Annotated in this window: 2 protein-coding genes; both read right to left on the reverse strand. The window is 57.3% G+C overall.

Features of this window, described 5'->3' with window-relative positions:
• Window positions 1–65 precede the first annotated feature (65 nt).
• Complete coding sequence (locus PMX72_RS10160; protein WP_271729823.1) at window positions 66–2306, reverse strand: DNA gyrase subunit A; 2241 nt, start codon at window positions 2304–2306, stop codon at window positions 66–68.
• Window positions 2307–2350: 44 nt separating this feature from the next.
• Window positions 2351–4348 (reverse strand): DNA gyrase/topoisomerase IV subunit B, encoded by a 1998-nt coding sequence (locus PMX72_RS10165; RefSeq protein WP_271729825.1) that lies wholly within the window; start codon window positions 4346–4348, stop codon window positions 2351–2353.
• Between the last annotated feature and the right edge of the window lie 516 nt (window positions 4349–4864).

Raw genomic sequence — 4864 nt, forward strand, 5'->3', positions numbered from 1 at the left:
GCAGCGTTTACTGCGCTCCGGGCCCCGCTGCTTTGTAAAACCATGACGGTTTAGTCGCCGTTGTTTTAGTCAAACAAACTCGGCATGTCATTTTCCTTCATGAGGGCGCCGGCGGAGGGCAGGCTCTGCGCGGTGAACTTCTCGGCCGAGACGCCGGCGCCAAGGATTTCCTCGGTCGTGCCGACGGTGGTGACCGAGCGGCCCTTCTTGGCCGTAAAGGCCTGGACGCCCTGCGTGTTGGTGGTCGTCTTGGTCTTGAGCAGCGACGTGTTGAAGTTCATCAGACGGTAGTCGCTCGAGACCAGCGCGATGTCGCGATCTTCCTTGAGCACCTGGGCATACAGCAGCTTGCTGCCACCATAGATGGCGTTTTTGAGGCGCTTGCGGTTGGTCTTGGTAACGTATCCGGCAAGCGCGACACGCACCACGCGGCCGTTCTCAAAGACGAACAGCACGTCGGCCTTGTAGTCCTCGGGGTCGATGACCCAGATGACGTTCTCGTCGGGTTCCATCTCAAGATCGGTCGGCAGGTACGAGCCCAGCTGTGCCGACTTGGTGTCCTCAAACGCCGTGACCTTGCACTTGTACACCTGGCTCTTGTTGGTAAAGACCAGCAGCTCGTGGGTGTTGGAGGACGGGAACTCGATAAAGGGTTTGTCGCCGTCCTTGTACTTGAGCGTGGTCGCCTTCTTGAGCACGCGGTCCGTCATCTTCTTGAGGTAGCCATCGCGCGAGAGCATGATCGTAACCGGGTACTCCTCGACCTCGGGCTCCAAGCTTACCTCGATAACCTCATGGGGCTCGATCCTGCCCGTGCGGCGCGGCATCACGTACTTCTTGTTGACCGCGGCCAGCTCGTCGCTGATGACCTTCTTGATGTTCTCTTCGCTCGAAAGGATCTCCTCAAGCTCGGCAATCTCACCCTCGAGCTTAGCGATGTCCTTGGTGCGGTTGAGGATGTACTCCTCGTTGATGTTGCGGAGCTTGAGCTCGGCGACAAACTCGGCCTGGGTCTCGTCGATGTCGAAGCCCTTCATAAGGTTGGGCACGACCTCGGCCTCGAGTTTGGTGCCGCGGATGATGGCGATCGCCTTGTCGATGTCGAGCAGGATCGCCTCAAGGCCGTGCAGCAGGTGCAGGCGCTCGGACTTTTTGCCCAGGTCAAAGTTAATGCGGCGACGCGTGGACTCAATACGCCACTTGACCCACTCGCGCAGGATCTGGCGCACGCCCATAACACGGGGATAGCCGTCGACGAGCACGTTGAAGTTGCACGAGAACGAGTCCTGCAGCGTGGTCGAGCGATAGAGCTTGGCCATGAGCTTGTCGGGGTCGACGCCGCGCTTAAGGTCGATGGCGATGCGCAAGCCCGAGAGGTCGGTCTCGTCGCGGATGTCAGCGATCTCTTTGACCTTGCCCTCCTTGGAGAGCTTGACGATGCGCTCGATGATGACATCGGTCTTGGTGGTGTAGGGGATCTCATACACCTCGATGATGCGCTCTTCGGGAATCCAGCGCCAGCGGGAGCGAATCTGGAAGCTGCCAAGACCGGTCTCGATGATCTTCTCCATCTCCTCGCGGCGGTAGATAATCTCGCCGCCGGTCGAGAAATCGGGCATGGGCATGTACTCGAGCAGATCGCAGTCGGGGTCCTTCAGGTAGTGCATCGTGGCGGTGCAGACCTCGTTGAGGTTGAAGCCGCAGATATCGGACGCCATAGCGACGCCGATGCCCTTGTTGGCCGAGACGAGGATGTTGGGGAACGTGGTGGGCAGCAGACGCGGCTCCTTCATGGCACCGTCGTAGCTGTCGACGAAGTCGACCGGGTCCTTGTCGATGTCCTTGAAGATCTCGGCGCTGATGGGGGAGAGCTTGGCCTCGGTGTAACGCGAGGCGGCGTAGCTCAGGTCGCCCGAATAGTACTTGCCAAAGTTGCCCTTCGACTCCACGAAGGGGGCAAGCAGCGCTTCGTTACCCGTCGCCAGGCGCACCATCGTCTCGTAGATCGCGGCGTCGCCGTGCGGGTTGAGCTTCATGGTCTGACCCACGATGTTGGCGCTCTTCTGGCGCTCGCCCTTGAGCAGACCCATCTTGTACATAGTGTAGAGCAGCTTGCGATGCGAGGGCTTAAAGCCGTCGATCTCGGGGAATGCACGCGAGACGTTGACGCTCATGGCGTAGGGCATGTAGTTGACCTCGAGCGTCTGCGTGATTGGCTGATCGGTGACCTCGGAGTGCAGGCCGATGACGTTCTCGGCGTTGACCTGCTTTTTCTTTGGCTGGGTTTTCGTCTTCTTCTTTGCCACGATTTCCTCTTGAACTTCTTATGGCCGTCGTTATCGATTTGCTGCTATTGCAGGTCTAGCTGGTCCAGATATTCCTTGCCGTGCTCGGAGATATGGCGCTTGCGGCCTGCCTCGTCGTTGCCCAGCAATAGGTTGAACATGGTCTCCATCTTGGTGACGTCCTCGGGTTCCACCTTGATCAGACGACGCGTCTCGGGGTTCATGGTGGTGAGCCACATCATGTCCGGATCGTTCTCACCAAGACCCTTGGAGCGGTTGATGGAGCACTTCTGGTCGCCGATTTCCTTAAGAATGCCGTTCTTTTCGAGCTCGGTGTAGGCAAAGTAGGTCTTCTCTTTGCAGTTGATCTCGTAGAGCGGCGACTCGGCGATATACACGTAGCCCTCGTCGATAAGTGTGGGCACCAGGCGGTAGAGCATGGTGAGCACGAGCGTGCGGATGTGGTAACCGTCGACGTCGGCGTCCGTACAGATGATGACCTTGTTCCAGTTGAGGTTGTCCAGGTCAAAGGCACCGAGGTTCTTGATGCGCTTGTCCTTGATCTCCACGCCGCAGCCCAGCACGCGCATGAGGTCCATGATGATGTCGGACTTAAAAATGCGCGGGTAGTCCTCCTTTAGGCAGTTGAGGATCTTGCCTCGGACGGGCATGACGCCCTGGAACTCGGCATCGCGCGAGGTGCGGATGGCGCCTGCTGCCGAGTCGCCCTCTACGATGTAGATCTCGCGGCGGCTCTTGTCCTTGGAGCGGCAGTCGATGAACTTCTGCACGCGGTTGGCCATGTCGGTTTTCTGCTGCAGGTTGGTCTTGATGCTCTGGCGCGTTTTCTCGGCGTTCTCACGCGAACGCTTGTTGATGAGCACCTGCTCCATGATCTTATTGGCAGCGTCCTTGTTCTCGATCAGGTAAGTCGAGAGGCGCTCCTTAAAGAAGGCCGTCATGGCCTGCTGGATAAAGCGGTTGTTGATGGCCTTCTTGGTCTGGTTTTCGTAGGACGTCTGGGTGGAGAAACAGTTGGTCACCAGTACCAGGCAGTCCTGGACGTCCTGCCATTTGATGCCACTCTCGTTTTTGTTGTACTTGCCCTGTTGCTTGATGTAGGCATCGATGGCGCTGGTCAGAGCGCTGCGAGCGGCCTTCTCGGGCGAACCGCCGTTCTCGAGCCACGATGAGTTGTGGTAGTACTCCTGCATCATGAAGGTGCGCGAGAAGCACATGCATGCGGTGATTTTAACGTTGTAGTCGGGCAGGTCCTCGCGGTCGCGACCGCGGCGGTCAGCCTCGATAAAGAAGGGCTCGGTAAGGTAGTCGGTACCGACCTTCTCGAGCACGTAGTCTTCGATACCCTTGGGATAGCAAAAGTCCTCTTCGGCAAACTCGCCGTCGTCGCCTTCGATGCGCAGGCGGAAGGTAACGTTGGCGTTGACCACGGCCTGGCGGCGCATGGTCTCGCGATACCAATCGTGGGGAATGCTGATCGAGGTAAAGACCTCAAGGTCGGGGCGCCATTTGATGGTGGTGCCAGTACGGTCCTCGTCGCTGGGCTCAATCTCGAGTGCCTTCTTTTTGGCGCCGACGACTTTGCCCTTCTTAAAGTGCAGGGAGTACTTGTTGCCGTCGCGCCAGACGGTGACGTCCATGTACTCGGAGGCGTACTGGGTTGCGCACGAGCCCAGGCCGTTGGTGCCGAGCGAGAAGTCGTAGTCGCCGCCCTGGTTGTTATTGTATTTGCCGCCGGCGTAGAGCTCGCAAAAGACGAGTTCCCAGTTAAAGCGCTTTTCGGAAGGGTTCCAGTCGAGCGGGCAGCCGCGGCCGTTGTCTTCTACCTGAATGGAGCCATCGCGAAAGGCGGTAAGGGTGATGAGCTTGCCGTAGCCCTGGCGCGCCTCGTCAACGGCGTTGGACAGGATCTCGAAGGCGGCATGCGCGCAACCGTCGAGTCCGTCCGAGCCAAAGATGACGGCGGGGCGCAGGCGTACGCGCTCCTCGTCCTTGAGCTGGCGGATACTGTCGTTACCATAGTTTGCGGTGTTTTTTGCCATACTCGCTCTCTCGGTGCTCCCTTGCTGCGTTTTAGTCATATAGATAGTCAAGGTAGCATAGCCCAGCCCATAGGCGATTCCAACCAACACGAAATCCATCGAACAATCGTTCGAATTAACGGGTATAGTGTTTAGTGGTAGCGCGGCATTGTTAAACAAATTTGGATACAAACGAATTTTATTTAATAGGGACCTAGTTTTACTAAACAAAATCGAACGATTATGGGTGACACGATTCAGAAATTCGATGAGTTCGCGGATGCCCAGTCTTACCCGGACAAAACCGAGTCGGTTCTGTCCGGGTAAGACTGAATGGCGAATCGAAACTGCTATATCCGTATACCGATGACAGATATAGTTGACATCAATTAGTCGATGCAATATATTTCTGGCATGTTGCAACGGATATTTGTCCAATATGACGAAAGGAACTTTATGCGGGGGTGCGGACAGAAAGTTGGACCGCGGGGCGGTCCGGACTGGAGGTTCGCATGTACAGCAGGGAGAAGGTCGAGC

It is taken from the genome of Collinsella aerofaciens (assembly GCF_028207065.1).
GTDB classification, from domain to species: Bacteria; Actinomycetota; Coriobacteriia; order Coriobacteriales; family Coriobacteriaceae; genus Collinsella; species Collinsella aerofaciens_AR.